The sequence below is a fragment of the Rhodococcus sp. 1163 genome (assembly GCF_002091985.1).
In the GTDB taxonomy this organism is placed as follows: Bacteria; Actinomycetota; Actinomycetes; order Mycobacteriales; family Mycobacteriaceae; genus Rhodococcoides.
The window spans coordinates 1-15,199 of sequence record NZ_MKKX01000016.1; the positions used below are offsets into that span (position 1 = coordinate 1).

The following is a 15,199-nucleotide window of genomic DNA, read 5'->3' on the forward strand; positions in this document are numbered from 1 at the left end:
CCTCGGGCTTTCACGCGAATTGAGCTCGACCGAGTGTCAGTTCAGAGGAATGGTGCCCTGAACTGGGAAGATTGAACTTGCGAAGGTAACAATCCAGCGAGTTCGAGAGGCACCATTCCGGTGAGTAAGTCTACGTCGCCCTACCCCGCCCTATCCGTCGATGCGACCGGAAACGGGATCGTGTCGCACGCAGGTGCCGTCACCGTCCTGCGCACCGCCGAGGTCACAGGACTCACCGCAGCCCTGTCCGAGCAGCTCGCACCATGGCGTAAACCGTTGGCGCGCTTCGACCCCGGCAAGATTGTCGTCGATCTGGCAGTGTCACTGGCACTCGGCGGCGACTGCCTCGCCGACATCGCTACCCTGCGAGAACACGCGGGCGTCTTCGGGCAGGTGCCTTCGGATCCGACGGTGTCCCGACTGGTCTCCGTCCTGGCCTGCGATGCTCCGCGTGTACTCGCAGCGATCGACAACGCCCGCGCACAGGCTCGCGCTGCTGCGTGGGCACACGCCGGCCATCACGCGCCTGATCACGACATTTCTGCGCAGAACCCGATCGTCATCGACCTCGATGCCACCCTGGTCACCGCCCATTCGGAGAAGGAGAAAGCGGCACCGACCTACAAACGCGGATTCGGATTCCACCCACTGCTGGCCTTCGTCGACCACGGCAAGTCCGGTACCGGCGAACCCGTCGCAGCGCTTCTACGTCCAGGAAACGCAGGCTCGAACACCGCCGTCGACCACATCGAGGTCACTCGGAAAGCATTGGCGCAGTTGCCGTTCACTACCGGACAGCGACCTGGGAGGAAAGTGTTGGTACGGACAGACGGCGCTGGGGCGAGCCACGCATTCCTTACCTGGCTGCACAGGCAGCGGGTGTCGTATTCGATCGGCTTCGCGCTCACCGACGCCATGGTCCACGCTCTCGCTGCTGTTCCGGAGAATGCATGGTCTGTCGCCGTTGACTCGGAGGAGAAGGTCCGAGACGGCGCATGGGTCATCGACGCCACCGGAATCATTGATGTCACCGCGTGGCCGCCGGGGATGCGGGTGATCATCCGGAAGGAAAGGCCACATCCAGGTGCCCAACTGCGGTTCACCGACAGCGACGGTCTGCGGTTGACCGCTTTTGCCACCAACACCGTCGGTGGTCAAGTCCAGGACCTCGAACTACGGCACCGGCGCCGCGCGCGATGCGAGGACCGTATCCGCACCGCCAAGGACACCGGGCTCAGTAACTTTCCATTGCACGGTTTCGACCAGAACCGTATTTGGCTCGCACTCGTCGAACTCGCTCTCGAACTCACCGCATGGACACAGATGCTCGGCTTCCCCGATCACGATGCCCTGCGCTGGGAGCCCAAACGTATTCGTCTACGGATCTTTTCGATCGCTGGCCGCATCTCGTCCCATGCCCGTCGCATCAGACTGAAACTGTCGAAGAACGCGTCCTGGTCCGATGCGATCGTTTCCGCCCTGACACGATTGGCGGCGTTACGCGCACCCGCCTGACCCGGACCACCATCCCATCAACATGGAAGTAAACCTCTCGGGCGGTGGAACCGAGCGTTCAACCGATCGACATCGGCCGACACATCGCGCCCGATCGACGTGCACTCGGCCGCAAACGACAATCTCGATCCGATCAGGTCACCACGACAGCACGAAGAAAGATCGAGGTTAACAGGACAAGAGACGCACCGTGATCAGAAATCCGCCAACCCGATGAGAATGATCGACTGACGGTATATCAGGCGTATGTGGCGGACCGCAGGTCACATCCGATGAGCTCCGACACATCGGATGACATACCACAACCCGACTTGCCGTAGCCACGTTAGCGATATAGCGGCTCGTCGAGTTGTTCGCGAAGGATGTCGCCGTGACCTGCGTGCCTGGCGAACTCCTGGATCATCATGACCAGCGTCCACCGCATGCTGAAGCGCCCCTCGCAGGCATCATTGATCGCATCGTCGAGATCGAAGCGTGCTGCGATGACACGCGACCGCTCGCTCGCACGCTCAAACTCGGCAATTACGTTTGCCAGCAACTCGTCCTTGCCGACGACAAATGTGCCTTCGTCACGTCGTGAGTATCCGTCGCATTCGGTTTCATCGAGTCCAGCCCAGAAGCGTTGGAACCAAATACGCTCAGCTGCAGCGGCGTGTTTGATCAGTGAAATCGGTGTAGTCAGCGAGGGGACAAGTCGTCGGCGCGCGGCGACGTCCGTCAAGCCACGTGCAGTTCGGATAAGTGCCGTGCGGTTCCGATCGAGCAGGTCCTCAAGGATCTCTCGTTCGGTTCCTACTGTTAAAAGGTTGTCAGACAAAGGAGTTCGCTCCATTCGTTTGCGTTGTGAACTGCTTGGTTCAGCGGATGCTTAGGCGAGTGCCATTGGCGGGATGGGGCGATCCACCTCGACCAGGAGGCGGAGAAGGGCCGGCGACGAGGAATACTCGTCGAGATCATCGATAATCTGAGGCGTGTGGGCCGGAAGGTGGGGAGGGTGACGCCGATACCCAGCCTGGGTGGGCTTTGGTGCCCGTTCTACTTAGGCGGACTGTACCGCAGAGTTATGACCGATCCCTGCGATATCAGCTGCGTGAGAGCTGGCAGCATGGCCGCTGATACCCGGTTGAGCGTATTCGCAGTATGAGAACAGGTGCATTACCGGCCGACGGTGACAGTTGCACGGCAGATGCTCGGGAGTGCGTCTTCGTTACTCTTTCATCACTCACAGGATGCAGCGAGCCGGGCGAGGAGGTCGCGGAAGACTATGCCGTCGCTCTCGGACAAGCCTGCGCGGAGGAGCTCGTCTTCTACTGCCCTGATCCTGCTGCGGACTTCATCCAACAACACCTGTCCACTGGCTGTGATGCAGACGGTGCGCTGCCGTTGATCACGTGACCGTTCGCGGTTAACAAGTCCGCGAGAGACCAGCTCGTCCAGATGTCGACCCAGCCGAGTGGGGTCGCGACGCGTCCGACGCGAAAGTTCGCGCTGGGACATAGCGGCACCTGACGCCACTTCGGTCAGGATCGCATACTCCCACATCGACAGCTCAGCATCGCGAAGGACGGGCGCCTCCAGGGCCCCCAAACGCGGTAGTACGCGGAAGATCAGTGCGGCCAAGTCTGGCTCGTCGCTCGGCGCATCGCCGGAACCTTTCATGGACAGCCCTCTCAATGTCATCTACCGTAGTAGACGATCGATCCTCTACCGATGTAGATGATCAATCTTGTTTCTTACAGCCCCACGTTAATCAACCATGCACCAGTCGCGAACCTCGACGACGCCCGATGCCGCGAGACGTACTGGCTGCGACAGAAGGGCTCAATCATGGATGTAACAACACTGCACACCGCAACCGAAGTCCTCGCCGAATACTTGTCCGAAGTGACCCATGGCGATCTCCGGCAATTAACACCGTTAGCCACGTGGGACATTGGTGACCTGTACGTACACCTCATCGACCAAAACATCGACACCGTTGCAGGTCTTGTGAATAAGGCATTGGTCAACGAAGGTCCGCCGGCCGAAAAGATCACGAGATCGGCCCTCGAAGTCTCGGCCCATCTGTACGGCGGTGGGTATGAGGAGCGCTACCGCCGTACAGCACGGCGTGTGGAGGAAGCCTTCGCGGCGGTTGCCGACGCAGAATCGACCTATGTCGTCGGCGAACTCCATCTCGCGGCCAGCGCCTGGTATGAGGAGCAGGTCAACGAAACAGTCATCCATACGTGGGACTTGACAGAGGCAATGGGGTTTACTTATCGCCCAACCGCAGACGTGGCACTTCGGGTTCTCAAAACGCAGCCGGAACCGCCGCTCGAAGACATCGATGCAGCGTGGGAAGCCGCGCTCAGAAAGTCGGGACGGATACCCAGTCGAACCCATTGAGGTACGCACCGTCCCTGACGGGAGTGGCCATGAGCGGGAGTTACTGCAGTTTCGCTCGCCAAGGATGAGCCAAAGCACAATTAACTTGAGCGATGACCGCTGGCTCGAGTACCACAGCCAACCGGATCTGTCGTTCTAAATCATGACGGCCTTGAACTCGGTAAACTACGAGCAATCAAGGGTTTGCAACAGTGCCCACCCCAAGAGAAGTCGCTCTGGGCGACCCTGGAAACTCTGACCCGCTCGACGCCGCGAGCATCTGCATCGACGGCGTCGATTTGGTCGTCAGTACCGTGCATGGTCGTGACGTTCCGCCCACCCGCGCGAGCGCAATTCTAGCCCGAATACGGACGCACGCAGGCGTATTCGCAATCACTGATGGGCACATGCCCGGGCTGGATCTGGCAATCTCCTCTCGCCCCATAGCTCTCGGCGGCATCGGAGCAGACAGAGGGAGGTTGAGGTCGATCACCATCGAAACCACCGTCCACGGTCGCGGAATCACCCAGCGCACCGGCCGCTACACCCTTGTGCCCCGACCTTCGGGGAGAGGGGCCTGCGTTGGTCGCCTGTCGACGAGGTACACACCACGGAGGAACTCGAATGGGTTACCCATCAGCTGAATCGTCGACCGCGCAAACGGTTTGCCTTCCGCACACCAACCGAGGAGATGCACCGCTTGCTGACTAAAACGCAGTGACCAATGCCAGTGCCAAGGCATCCGAACACCACGCAGTCGACAGCCGGTCCGCGGTGAGCGACGATGGCTGTTATGTCAGATTGGATCAAGAGCAGGCTTCGCCAACATCGACGCAATCGCTTTACGCAGATGCGTCGCCGCGAAGTTCTTGGCCTGGACACCGATCTCGTTGACGACGCGGCCTGGATACATTGGACGGACCGTTCCCTGCAACCTGTAATCGAGCCCGATGCCCTGAGGTGGATCGACAGCTCAGATCTGTATTTTCCCGGCGTCCATGGCACGTTTGAAGCGTCCATCCGTGTGGCCAATTCCGATCTGGATACCGGCACCGGTGAGTTCGGCGAGCTACCCCAAGTGATGTTGGACCGGTTTGCCGAGACGCTTGCCGAGCACACCACGACACCAACTGACGGCCGGCTATGCATCTGGGAGGGATACGGGTATCCATGGGGAGGTAACCCACACGCGCTCGCGTTAACATCCCCAGGCCGTGATGATCCCGGCCCTTGGCCCTGGCCTGTCCTGCCCTCGACTATCCGCGAGGGCCCCAAAGCCACCCTGCATCTTGTGGACAGGGAATTCATCGTGTTCACCGGCCCGGTCACCGCTGCCGCCAGATTCGGGTGGAACATCACCAATTGGTGGTTCGAGTCAAAATGGCCCGATCTTGTCTACCCCGCAAACCGCTCGTGGTTGACCTACCATGATGTCGACGAAGACACCGTCGACATTCACGGCTCAGCCGCACTCATCGAGGGCATTACCGCCCTTGAAGGTCTCACCATCACACCGCAGTCCTGAACACCACTGCAATGTCCGGATTCTCGGGCAGGACACCCTTTACCGACAACTACAATTGCCGAACCGTCGAAGCGACGGGCGAACCGGTGTTGCAACGACCGCTCGAATTCTCCAATCGATTATACCGGGCGATCGCGCTGAATCCTCATTAAGTCTGTTGCTCGCAGCAGGTTCTGGTGGCTACTGGTGTGCTCGCGCTGTCACCAACCGGCACCCGGCATGGCTCCGGGGTTTCGTCGACGACGATCCGGAGATCGTGAACCGACTGGCCAACCGTGACTGCCCCGCATGCCACGTCGACGATCTTGTGGCCCTCGGTGTGGCGGCTCTACGTGCGCGCCTCGGCCACGGCTCGGGTGTCTGAATGTCGTCGAGCGCGTCCCTCTTGTTGCATGACCATGTTGTCCCGGAAGATGAGTCTCGAACGCCCCGGATTCGGGTAGCGACTCAGTAAGCTGGTGCGATGGTACGCACTCTGCCCGAAGGCCAATTTCTCTTGATCCGAACCGGATTCGAAGACGAAAATGCATGGCAGACATTGCAGGTCGAGGCCCAAGCCGATTTTACCATCGTTGACGATCCCGAATTCGACGGGATATCGATCGAAGAACTCGTCGAGGTAGCCGGCGGCTCGCTCGACTACGCTTTCGTAGCCGACCACCGGACATTCACGGACCCGAGGCGACCGATTTTGGTCGTTGATCTTCACGTCCGCGATGAAGACGGCGATGTGTACGTCGACGACGAGTCTGAGGATGCTGTCGAGGAACCGATCTCCAGATTCCGTGTGACACCGGAGTACTTAGCAGTAGTCGAAAACAATCTGTCGACCGCAAATCTGGACTTTGCTGACTTTATCGCCAGCGCAGACCGCGGTGGTCTGTTCGATGGGTATGCCGCTCCAGCGGAGACTCTCACGTTGGAGAGACGAGACCTGCTGGCGGCCGCTCGAAATTCGAACCTCCCGGCTATGCTCGTGACCCGTTACAGCGAGGCACTCGAACTATATCGGCGCTCGACGGTAACAGCGACACCGACGGAGGATTTGAGCGAGCACCACAAATACCTCCAGAACAACATGGAGGGCTTCGGCCACGCCGAGGAAGTTCTCGGTCTGGAGGAATCGCTGGAGATCAGTGCTCAGGGCGGTGGGCCAGTACTTGCGTTCTATTTTCCGATCCGGAGCGGGTGGTGGAGCGCGAATGTAGCCCCCGAAACGCTCGCTCCAGTAACCCTGCTGATGTCGCGAATGGCCTCCCGGAGACCAAGTACGTCCTGACGCTGCGCGGTTGGGTGTCGGACGGAATCCCGTCCGGCCACCCAACCCATCGCACTCGAAACCGGTGTCGCTCTCGCCGACGTCGAGATCGACCAGCACATTGAACTCGAACCCGGGGGAGAAGATCTCCCGGTCTGCATCGCCGAGATCTCAACACAGCGAGCACGTCTGGCAGAGGACGAAGCCGGCATCGAAGCCAGCACCGAGGCATTCGCGAAGAAACTCGCCACCGCCCAGGTACCCGTCCGGGACATGGGATCGCTTCTCGGCGTGACTTTCAGCGAGCCAGCCAACTCGTCAACAGCTGACCACAGCAAAGGTGGAACAGATGGTGGCCTTTCTTCCAACGGGTGATCGCTTGTCGTGCAGCGTCGTTGGGAGCTTGCGGGGTGCGTTCATGCTGGTCGGGCGCGCTGTGGTCGGGCGACGCAGCCAAGGGCGAAGGAGGTCCCTCCTGTGCAACTGCAGCGGCGGAGGCGTCGCCGACGACTACGGCCAGTGCGTCGAGCAGGCGTAGCCGTGAGTCGTTGTCCAGAGTGGATTGCGGGAGGTCCGTGGTGATGGCGGTGACGACGGCCAGTGCGCTGACCGCCCACGCGTGCGCGTCGTCGCTGCGCGAGATTCTGAAATAGGTTTCGTATTCGGCACTTCGGGTGATCGGGATGGTGCTATCGGTGGGTAGGACGACTCGATCGATGCTCGTCGGAGATGGGGTCATGAAGGCCGCTTCCGTGGCTTGAAGTGGAGTCAGGGTGGTGGGGGTGTCGTGTTGCGGTCCAGACGGCTCCAACGACGACGGCGGCTCCGGCCAGTTGAATCCAGGTGGGTCGCTCGCTGAGGACGACGAATCCGAACGCGATGGCCAGCACGGGCTGTAGCAGCAGCAGGGCGGCGACAGTATTGGCCGCCAGCGATCGGGATCCCGAGCTGATGAACAACCATGCGGCAACCTGCCCGAGCAGGGCGAGTGCGATCATCCATCCCCAGGCAGAGGCGGAAATGTCGAGATCGAGGTCGCCGAGGCCAGCCGAGACGACTCCGGCGGTCACGGTTGCCGATGCGGTGGCCACGCAGATCGGGGTGACCAGATGGCTGGGGCTGTGTTGGTGGAGCGGCGGTTCAGGAACAAGTAGGCCGCGTATGCGGCACCGGCGGTGATGCCCAGAATGGAACCGCGCAGCGCGTTGTCGGCTCCTGTTCTGCCGATGAGTCCGCCGGCGAGGGCGACGCCGAGCAGCATGCAGGGCACTGCCATGAGGAAACGTCTGGGGATGGCGGTTCGATCCACGACCAGCGCGATCAGCGGCAGGACGACCACCTGAACGTTGATGAGCACGGTGGCGATCGACGCACCGACGTCGAGAATGCTCGCGGTCCACATGACGTAGTCGGCCCCGAGGAAGACGCCGGCACCGATGGCCATGGGGTACAACCTCACCGGCATCGCCCCGCGCCGGTGAAGTTCCCACAGCGCCATCGGAACGAGAGCCGCGAGAGCGATCAGACATCGCAGAAATGCCGCAGTGCCCGAGGTGACATCGGCAAGCTTGACGAAGGTGGCGGACAGAGACAGTGAGGCGGCACCCGCGATCACCAACGCCGCATTCCCGCCCACCCCCCGATCGGTGGCGGCAGCTCTCGGTATCGCGGTCCTGGTCACCTGCTCAAGGCAACCAGCTACAAATCGATAAGTCTACTAGTCAGTTCTACCACTAACGCAGTAGTCTTACTTATATGTTTTCGTGGGATCGTTTGAGGATTTTCGCCGCAGTGGCCGAATACGGTTCGGTCACACGGGCCGCAGAATCCCTGCGGCTCACCGGACCTGGAGTCTCGCAACATATCCGAAAGTTGGAGAAGGAAGCCGGCACCGCGCTCGTCGAGCGAGAGGGGAGGTCGATACGGCTGACCCCCGCCGGTCGGGCGTTGGCGACGCGCGCGGCTGCCATGTCCGCTCTCGCCGACGCTGCCGAGGACGATGTCGCCGCTATCGACACCGCCGTCGCCGGCGCTCTGAGAGTGGGCGCGGTCGCCAGCGCGCTGCGTCGACTGGTGGTTCCGGCACTGGCCGACCTTGTTCGTACGTATCCACTGCTGCGCCCAGAAGTCGTCGACGGGGAAGGAATCGACCTGCTCGACCGCCTCCAGCACCGCACCCTCGATGTCGTCGTGTTCGAGTCCTGGGACCACCGGCCGGCGACCGTGCCGGCAGGTATCGATGTACACACGCTCCACACCGAGGATGTACACCTCGCGGTACCCACCGACGACAGCCGTGAGATGGCCAGCCTCGGTGACGAAGCCAACTCGATCTGGACGGTGTGCCCAGCAGGATCGGATGCGCACTCAGCGCTCGTACACGTATTGCGTGAAGCCGGGGTCGAACCGACAATCCGATACGAGGTTTCCGACTACTCGACCCAACTGGCCCTCGTCGAAGCCGGCCTCGCCGTCGCGCTCGTCCCGGACACCGCGCGAGCGCGAACGGCCGGCGTCCGTTACCTGCCGACCAGCCCGGTCGTGACACGTTCCCTGCGGGCGGCGAGCTCCACCCGAATTCCGGCAGTCGCCGCGCTGATGGATGCGATGAACACCATCCTCGCGTCCTGATTCCTCGTCTACGGCCGAACTGCAATCGCAGCCGCTAAGGACGCGCGGGCATGCCTGGCGTCGTGAGCCGCTGTAGTGCACCGAGGCGTTGCGGCATCGCGGGTGGCGTTCCCTTCGTCCCCGCGCAGCTGTACGAAGCGGATGTTCTAGAAATTTCCGATTCCGATCCTCGGCTGCGGTGGTGCCGGGGTTGATCTGGCGATCACAACTACGCAGACGGCGAAAGCGCGTGGGTTCGGAATCCACGTACGGCACACCCCGCGACGGCGCGGTCATCGGCAGCGATCCCGACCACACCCTCAACTGACCGTACCCTCGACCCATGTACCGGCCATCGATCAGACCTGAAGTGGAAGTGTCCGTTTTCGGCGTGACATTGCTCCTCCTGGCCACCGGATCCGGGTCCCCCATCGGTGGCGGCCACAACATCGAAACATTCACACCCCCAGAGGCCTCGGTCGTAGAGAAGGCGGACTGCCTTCTCCCCGAAATACAGACACCGCTCGCCGGTGCGGTCCAATGGCCACAGATAGACGCACCGCCGACAATCACCCCCGGATACCCCCCGGATGACTTCGAACCCGTTGCGATAGTCCGCTGCGAACGCGGGGAAGACCCGAACGGGCAACTGACCATCGATGCAATACACATGGAAGGGCAGGTCGACGACGTCTACGAAACGTTCAGAACTCTCTCCCAGCGATTCGCAGGCAGTGGATCCGGGTCCAGCTGTGCCGTCGACGGTCGACCCCCGGTAGGACTCTGGCTCGTCAATCGAGATGACCACGCGATACGCCCTCAATGGCCCACCACCCCATGCGGATACGACCTGTCACCCTTGGACGCGCTGGCCACACTGCATGAAGTGAAACGGGAACAGAACGTAGTAGACGGACTGGCCGCCGACAACGCCGGAGTGTGTCCACAGACCGTGCCCACTTTCTCCGTCACGATCGAGAACAACCCACCGGACGAGCGCCAGCAATATCGAGAAGCTACCGAGCTAGCAACGCCGATCGCCGATGTCGGCAGACTCCAAATTTGCCGATTCGCCAATGCAGATGTGCCCGTAGAAGAGTCACGGAATCGCCTCACCGCCGACCAAAGCCGAACCCTGATGCAGACAGTCGTGCAACTACCTCTGGCGCCACCCTGCGAACAATCAGCCCAACGCTATGCCGTAATCGAGCTACTACGACCCGACGGCTCCGGAGGAACACACATGCAAGTCGAACTCGACGGCTGCAAACGTCTCTCGCTCGGCGGACACAGCGCCACAACAGACAGCCTCATCGCAGCTCTTACCCTGCGGGCCGAGTAGAAGCCCCTACACCAGGCCAGTCGGTAGCTCAGGCCTGCCATACGCCGAAAGGTTCGCCGACTGTGCCCTGCACTACGAACACGAGCGTGGCACAGTCAGCGAACTGAGGTTCCCCCTGAGGGTGGACACCGAGATAGCGGGACCGATGGTTCCGATGGAGGGATGTCCTCATGTCCCGCAAACGCAGGTCGTTCACGACCGAGTACAAGGTCGAGGCCGCCCGACGGGTGATCGATTCCGGCCGCACCATCGCCGAAGTCGCCCGAGAACTCGGCATCAACGAAGCCCTGCTCGGACGCTGGGTTGCCGACGAACGCCGGCGGATCGAGGCCGCCGCAGTATCCGGTGACCGGCCGCTCACAGCCGCCGAACGCACAGAGCTGGCACGGTTGCGCCGGCAGGTGTCGGGGCAGTCCCATCTGTCGGTACCGCTTCTGCGCCCGGATGCGCGAAGCCTTCTCGGCGTCGTAGGGCTGCGGCGATCGGACGAACTCGGCAATGGGGGCAAGACCAACGACGATATTGCAGCTGAATTCGCGGTGTCGACCGCGATGTTGTACAACTTTCGACGCCAGTATGGCCTTATGGACACCGACGCCGCGAAAGAGCTCAAGGACCTTCGGGACGGCCAGAGGTCTGCGGCGCTGTGGTAGTGACCAACGTGGGCAGGTGGTTCTTGAGTTCATCGGCGTCCCTGCGTAACTTGCGGTATCTCCTCGCCAGTGAGCGGAGTGCGAACATCCTGGCATTGGTCGGATGGGTCAGTGCGCGGCAGCCGAAATTCTGATGACTCGTGCGAGCCTTCGATAAACGAGAAGCGCTGCGATCGGGTCTTCGAGCCGAAGCGTGCCGGTCGAAGGGGTGCAGCCTGTCGCGTTGGAGGTGCCTCGCGACATTGCGAACAATGTGGCACCGATGTCAGCGGCGCTGAGCAAGCGGTTGCTCTGGGACACAGCCCGGTACGGATTTGCGCCGCAGCAGGTCGCCGCATACGAGACCGAACTGCACCACCGCGTCATGGGTACAGTCGACGCGGGTGAAGGAGTGCGCGCCTTTCTCGAACATGGCGATCCTGAATGGGTGGCCGACATTAGTTCGGATTGGAAGGATTTGCCCTGGAACTAAATGGTTTTCGGTCGAAACCTCATCCAGTCGGTTCAGGCACCGTCGTCCGCTGACAAGTTGCTGACGGTCTTCGGTCCTGCGTTGGATGGACTCGACGTTTGGGTGACTACCGAGGTGCGGCTGTTCCCCTCACCGAACGGTGTTTCTTTGCGGAACTGAGTTGAGAGATGACAAGAGAAGGCGCGTCCTCCGTTGCTGGCGCAGCTATCCGAGGTAGAAGGACGAATGTCCGCCTCAGCAGAAGGAGGAGTGAAGATGGGTAAGAACACTGTGAGCGATAGGCCGAGTGTCGGCGTTCATGTGGTGACGGGTGCTACGGCGGGCCTAGGTCTAGAGACCGCGGCTGGGCTCGCTGAGCAGGGCCTACACGTCGTGATCGCCGGTAGAGGTTCCGAGCGACTCGCCGCGGCACGGGCATCGATTCTGAAGCGTTGTCCGGGAGCTTCACTGGACGTAATCGCCGTGGATCTCGCGTCGCTGGACAGTGTCCGAGCGGCAGCCGCACAGCTCCGGGAGCGATACACCTCGATCGAAGTTCTGGTCAACAACGCGGGGGTGATGTACACCCCGTTCGAGCGAACCGCGGAGGGATTCGAACTTCAGTTCGGAGTGAATTGTCTGGGCCACTTCGAGTGGACCAAACTGTTGATGCCGCTCCTGCTTGCGGACGATGGAGCTCGCGTGGTCAACGTGGCCAGCCACGCACATCGGGCGAACGGTATCGACCTGGCCGATCCCAACTGGGAGCGGCGCCCCTACGACAAGTTCGTGGCCTATGCGGCTGCAAAGACAGCCAACATCTTGTTCACCGTGGGTCTCGAGCAACGATTCGCAGGTTGTGGGTTGCATGCATTTGCCGTACATCCGGGAACTGTGAACACCTCACTTGGTCGCTACATGAGCAGAGACGATATGCGTCATCTCAAGAGTCTCGTGGCCGCGAGCGCTGGTCTAGAAAGCGGAGCGGCACCGCCGCCGATCGTTTACGCCAGTGTGCGTGACGGTGCACGAACATCGGTGTGGGCGGCCACGACCGCAGATCTTGTTGACCGAGGGGGGTTGTATCTTGCCGATTGTGCCGTTGTGCAGGCGGCGGCGCATGCTACCGACCCAATTGCTGCTGACGAGCTTTGGGCGATGTCCGAGCAGTTGTGTGGTCCATGGGGTGCACAGCGAAGCGGGGATGCCTGAGGTTGCCCGAGGAGCACGTGGCTCTGCAGGACTCGTCAATGCGTTCGTGGAGCGGTGGTCGCCAACTGAGGTTCTGCCGACGATCTTGCCATCAGGAATGCGCAGCGTCACCGTCAACGCTCCAGTCGACGCGAGTCGGTGTCGGCGGTCAGCTGACTGCTTAACGAGGTTCGGTGATGTCGCCGTATCTCGCACGTTGAAACTCGTTGTCCCGGAGACATATCCGACCGCGGTTACCGATGCAGACCGAGGTGGAGGGAGAAGATCACGCAGTTTTGAGCGGAATGATCTGTTCGAGTGTGTGGGTCAGTTGGGTGCGTTGGGTCTCGATGTCGTACCGGTTTTGGAGGTTGAGCCAGAAGCGTTCGGTGGTGCTGAAGTAACGGGCGAGGCGTAGTGCGGTGTCGGGGGAGATCCGTCTGGTTCCGTGGACTATTTCGTTGATTCGTCTCGGGGGTACGGCGATGGCAACGGCAAGTTTGTGTTGGGTGATGCCGAGTGGGTTGAGGTAGTCCTCGAGGAGGATCTCGCCGGGATGGATGGGCTCCATGATGGTGTCGGTGTCTGGCATGGTGGTTGCTCCTTGTCGTTCTAGTGGTAGTCGACGATTTCTACGTTGATGGGTCCCGCGGGTGTCCAGATGAAGCAGATGCGCCATTGCTGGTTGATGCGGATGCTGTGTTGACCGGTGCGGTCACCGCTGAGTTTTTCGAGTCTGTTGCCGGGTGGGACTCGGAGGTCGTTCACATCGTCCGCGGCGTCGAGAATCAGCAGTTTGCGCAATGCTGCGCGTTGGAGTTCGGGAGCGAGTTTCGTGCGGGTGCGGTTCCAGACATGTTCGGCGGTTTTGTTGGCGAAGGACTGCAGCACTCATCCATGATATAACGGATGGCGTTATTAACGCAAGGCGTTATGCTCGACGGTTCGCACTGATGGAATAGGGATTGACTGCCTCTCATTGTCACTATTTGCTCTTAGTCATTTTTTTGAGTCCGCCACAGGCTGCACTAAAACAGTCTCAGGTCGTGCATCGATGGGCACAGCTCCCTCGTGTAGAGCCGTCGAACAGTGCGGAGGGAGACTTAGTTCAGCACGCGTCATGAAATTCGGCCTCGGAGACCACCTGTGACGACGCGGTGAGGACATGACCTGGCGGCAGAGAGTCCACCGCGCTCTGTGTTGCCGATACCTGGGCCGCTTGGGCGTTCTCGTCTTTCAGAGATGCGATGACGATAAACAGTGAATCGGGATCTTCCGACAGTTGGACTGCACTATCCGCAGCCCACGGGTCGGCGGGGGCAGTCAGCGGCACCTCGATTCGCCCCGATTGGGGGCTCGATGCTCGAATTTCGCCGAGGGTCGGATTCACCTCATTATCGGCCAGTCCGTCGCGACCGGCGTGAATTCCGATGGAATCGACGCTGCCGCGGCATGCGTCGACCAGAACCAGCACGGAGCCGTCGGCGTCGCGTGCCAGTGCGGTCCTACCGACGATGTCCGTGTCGATGGCGTTTCCGCATCCGCTCGCCGCCACTGCGACAACGAGGGTTCCGATAATCATTGGTGAGCGCATGTCTTACTTGCGCGCCGTATCGCCCTGAAGGTTGACGAAGGTTGCTCGCCAACGGTTCTCGGCCGGCACCTGTTCGATCTCGGAAGTGGTCAGACCGTGTGAGGAGAAGGATTCGATCTCGGTCCTGGTCAACGGCCACGGAGGTCCGTCGACATCGACACCTTCCTCACGAATTCCGGACACGACCAGCAATGTTCCGCCGGCCGACACGGTCGAGGCGATCGCGGTGATGGCGTCGCATCGCACCCACAGCGGCATCGACTGAACCGTGATCGATTCGATCACTACGTCGAATGCGCCCCGCCACCGAGTGGGCATCGCAAGAACATCGGCCACCTCGTAGTTCACTGCCGAGCGAGGGAAACGCGTTCGCGCAGCGTCGATGGCGGTGGGCGAGACATCGAATGCTGTTGTCTCGTAACCGAGGGAGGCGATGAATTCGGCATCCGTCCCGTAACCACATCCGACTACGAGGGCGGTGCGTCCGTCTCGGGCACGGCTCTGCGCCCACTGCACGATCAGCGGATTGGGTTCCTCGCGATGCCATGGAACGACGGCGTTACCGTCGGCTGCCTCGCGGTAGAGCTTGTCGAACCAGCCCGTTGGGTCTCCTTGGTTGATCGACTCTGTCGCAAGTCGCTGGTCGTCTGCACTGTTCATGAAGGGTCTGGCACCTCTCGTCGGGACGCGTTC

19 protein-coding genes are annotated in these 15,199 nt (G+C 61.1%); 10 read left to right on the forward strand and 9 right to left on the reverse strand.

Annotated elements, in window-relative coordinates:
* Positions 1 to 120 precede the first annotated feature (120 nt).
* Entirely contained in the window at positions 121 to 1,515 is a 1,395-nt protein-coding gene (locus BJD99_RS02620) for an IS1380 family transposase (protein WP_084345178.1), read from the forward strand.
* Between the two features lie 325 nt (positions 1,516 to 1,840).
* Here BJD99_RS02620 and BJD99_RS02625 read toward each other — a convergent pair whose 3' ends face one another.
* Entirely contained in the window at positions 1,841 to 2,347 is a 507-nt protein-coding gene (locus BJD99_RS02625) for a DinB family protein (protein WP_218775696.1), read from the reverse strand.
* A gap of 386 nt (positions 2,348 to 2,733) precedes the next feature.
* A complete protein-coding gene (locus BJD99_RS02630; RefSeq protein WP_084345252.1) occupies positions 2,734 to 3,195 on the reverse strand; it encodes a MarR family winged helix-turn-helix transcriptional regulator in 462 nt (153 codons plus the stop codon).
* Between the two features lie 36 nt (positions 3,196 to 3,231).
* On the opposite strand from BJD99_RS02630, the gene BJD99_RS02635 reads away from it, so the two are divergent.
* The 4 genes from BJD99_RS02635 (at position 3,232) to BJD99_RS02655 (ending at position 6,686) form a co-directional block, all read left to right on the forward strand.
* On the forward strand, positions 3,232 to 3,903 hold the full coding sequence (locus BJD99_RS02635) for a maleylpyruvate isomerase family mycothiol-dependent enzyme (RefSeq protein WP_084345253.1): 672 nt from the start codon (positions 3,232 to 3,234) through the stop codon (positions 3,901 to 3,903).
* A 772-nt stretch (positions 3,904 to 4,675) separates the two neighbouring features.
* On the forward strand, positions 4,676 to 5,407 hold the full coding sequence (locus BJD99_RS20685) for a hypothetical protein (RefSeq protein WP_143542026.1): 732 nt from the start codon (positions 4,676 to 4,678) through the stop codon (positions 5,405 to 5,407).
* A gap of 157 nt (positions 5,408 to 5,564) precedes the next feature.
* Entirely contained in the window at positions 5,565 to 5,771 is a 207-nt protein-coding gene (locus BJD99_RS02650; RefSeq protein ID WP_143542027.1) for a hypothetical protein, read from the forward strand.
* A gap of 99 nt (positions 5,772 to 5,870) precedes the next feature.
* Positions 5,871 to 6,686 carry a hypothetical protein gene (locus BJD99_RS02655; RefSeq protein WP_084345256.1) on the forward strand — a complete coding sequence of 272 codons (816 nt, stop codon included), beginning with the start codon at positions 5,871 to 5,873 and terminating at the stop codon, positions 6,684 to 6,686.
* Positions 6,687 to 6,963: 277 nt separating this feature from the next.
* On the opposite strand, the gene BJD99_RS02660 is transcribed toward BJD99_RS02655, so the two are convergent.
* The 3 genes from BJD99_RS02660 to BJD99_RS21110 are packed head-to-tail and all read right to left on the reverse strand — an operon-like array spanning position 6,964 to position 8,346.
* Positions 6,964 to 7,404: a hypothetical protein gene (locus BJD99_RS02660; protein WP_084345257.1), complete on the reverse strand. Its 441-nt coding sequence runs from the start codon at positions 7,402 to 7,404 to the stop codon at positions 6,964 to 6,966.
* On the reverse strand, positions 7,355 to 7,756 hold the full coding sequence (locus BJD99_RS21105) for a DMT family transporter (RefSeq protein WP_218775697.1): 402 nt from the start codon (positions 7,754 to 7,756) through the stop codon (positions 7,355 to 7,357). The genes BJD99_RS02660 and BJD99_RS21105 overlap by 50 nt, the downstream gene beginning before the upstream one ends.
* Positions 7,732 to 8,346, reverse strand: coding sequence for a DMT family transporter (locus tag BJD99_RS21110; protein ID WP_218775698.1), 615 nt, complete (start codon positions 8,344 to 8,346; stop codon positions 7,732 to 7,734). The genes BJD99_RS21105 and BJD99_RS21110 overlap by 25 nt, the downstream gene beginning before the upstream one ends.
* A gap of 74 nt (positions 8,347 to 8,420) precedes the next feature.
* Between BJD99_RS21110 and BJD99_RS02670 the strand changes: the two genes are divergently transcribed.
* The 5 genes from BJD99_RS02670 (at position 8,421) to BJD99_RS02690 (ending at position 12,933) form a co-directional block, all read left to right on the forward strand.
* The gene (locus tag BJD99_RS02670; protein WP_084345258.1) at positions 8,421 to 9,296 is read left to right on the forward strand and encodes a LysR family transcriptional regulator; all 876 of its coding nucleotides are present in this window, start codon (positions 8,421 to 8,423) and stop codon (positions 9,294 to 9,296) included.
* A gap of 322 nt (positions 9,297 to 9,618) precedes the next feature.
* Positions 9,619 to 10,617 (forward strand): hypothetical protein, encoded by a 999-nt coding sequence (locus BJD99_RS02675; RefSeq protein WP_143542029.1) that lies wholly within the window; start codon positions 9,619 to 9,621, stop codon positions 10,615 to 10,617.
* Between the two features lie 170 nt (positions 10,618 to 10,787).
* Entirely contained in the window at positions 10,788 to 11,270 is a 483-nt protein-coding gene (locus tag BJD99_RS02680) for a transposase (protein WP_084345260.1), read from the forward strand.
* Between the two features lie 262 nt (positions 11,271 to 11,532).
* A complete protein-coding gene (locus BJD99_RS02685) occupies positions 11,533 to 11,742 on the forward strand; it encodes a hypothetical protein (RefSeq protein WP_179142160.1) in 210 nt (69 codons plus the stop codon).
* A gap of 255 nt (positions 11,743 to 11,997) precedes the next feature.
* Complete coding sequence (locus BJD99_RS02690; RefSeq protein ID WP_084345381.1) at positions 11,998 to 12,933, forward strand: SDR family oxidoreductase; 936 nt, start codon at positions 11,998 to 12,000, stop codon at positions 12,931 to 12,933.
* 265 nt (positions 12,934 to 13,198) lie between these two features.
* Here the strand turns inward: BJD99_RS02690 and BJD99_RS02695 are convergent, their stop codons facing one another.
* The 4 genes from BJD99_RS02695 to BJD99_RS02710 all read right to left on the reverse strand — a co-directional run bounded on the left by BJD99_RS02695 (position 13,199) and on the right by BJD99_RS02710 (position 15,166).
* Positions 13,199 to 13,504: a HigA family addiction module antitoxin gene (locus BJD99_RS02695; RefSeq protein WP_217808534.1), complete on the reverse strand. Its 306-nt coding sequence runs from the start codon at positions 13,502 to 13,504 to the stop codon at positions 13,199 to 13,201.
* A gap of 20 nt (positions 13,505 to 13,524) precedes the next feature.
* Positions 13,525 to 13,803: a type II toxin-antitoxin system RelE/ParE family toxin gene (locus BJD99_RS02700; protein WP_084345262.1), complete on the reverse strand. Its 279-nt coding sequence runs from the start codon at positions 13,801 to 13,803 to the stop codon at positions 13,525 to 13,527.
* Positions 13,804 to 14,020: 217 nt separating this feature from the next.
* Positions 14,021 to 14,494 (reverse strand): hypothetical protein, encoded by a 474-nt coding sequence (locus tag BJD99_RS02705; protein ID WP_084345263.1) that lies wholly within the window; start codon positions 14,492 to 14,494, stop codon positions 14,021 to 14,023.
* Positions 14,495 to 14,509: 15 nt separating this feature from the next.
* The gene (locus BJD99_RS02710) at positions 14,510 to 15,166 is read right to left on the reverse strand and encodes a bifunctional 2-polyprenyl-6-hydroxyphenol methylase/3-demethylubiquinol 3-O-methyltransferase UbiG (RefSeq protein ID WP_084345264.1); all 657 of its coding nucleotides are present in this window, start codon (positions 15,164 to 15,166) and stop codon (positions 14,510 to 14,512) included.
* Positions 15,167 to 15,199: the final 33 nt, after the last annotated feature.